Below are 773 nucleotides of genomic sequence, written 5' to 3'. Positions count from 1 at the left end.
GGCACCGTAACGTTAACCTGCTTACGGACATATCCCGGACTTTGAAGCTGCTTTTATGCAGATTACAGGCCAGCGATATCGCGCCAGATAGTATTGGCGGTTTGGCGCAGCTCGCGGTGAATCGCAGAGGTGAAGCGGTCGCGGGGGAAATGGTGAAGGTTGTAGATCGGGTCGTGAATGGATGCGAAACGCTGCAAGTGTCGTACTGACTTGAAACGCTTCATGACCCGTTCTCGTCGTCTTATGGGTTGATGAGAATTCTCAGCCCGATTGTTCAAGCCCTTATGCTGGCGATGATCACAGAGCGTGAGGCCAATCTTGCGGTTGGCGGCACCATAAGAGCCCAGTTTATCCGTGACCATGACGCGAGGAACTGCGCCCTGACCTGACAGCAACTTCCGAATGAAACGCCTCGCAGCCCTGGTATCGCGACGTTTCTGGACCCGCACTTCCAGCACAAAGCCATCCTGATCAACGGCGCGCCACAGAAAGTGCCGTTCGCCGTTGATCGTCACGACAGCCTCATCAAGGTGCCATTTATCGCCAAAGCGCGGTGTGCGGCGACGGATTATATTGGCATAGTCTCGTCCGAACTTTTCAGCCCATTCGCGCACGGTCTTATGGGTGACGATGATCCCTCGGTATGCCAGCATGTCCTCGACCATGCGAAAGCTCAGCGGAAACCGGAAATACAGCCACACTGCTTCAGCGATAATCTCAGGCGCAAAGCGGTGGCGGTGGTAAAGCGAGGAGCGACGGTCGTGCATGCCCTC

General features: G+C 55.6%; 1 protein-coding gene. It reads right to left on the bottom strand.

All coding sequences use genetic code 11. The features are described 5' to 3' along the window. Positions 1 to 62: 62 nt before the first annotated feature. Positions 63 to 767: an IS6 family transposase gene (locus AC0TOF_RS00425; protein WP_473766786.1), complete on the bottom strand. Its 705-nt coding sequence runs from the start codon at positions 765 to 767 to the stop codon at positions 63 to 65. Between the last annotated feature and the right edge of the window lie 6 nt (positions 768 to 773).

The sequence above is a fragment of the Ochrobactrum sp. PL_is501 genome (genome assembly GCF_055816895.1).
The sequence above is the reverse complement of the archived record's forward strand: the minus strand, read 5'-3'. Positions and strand labels throughout refer to the sequence as shown.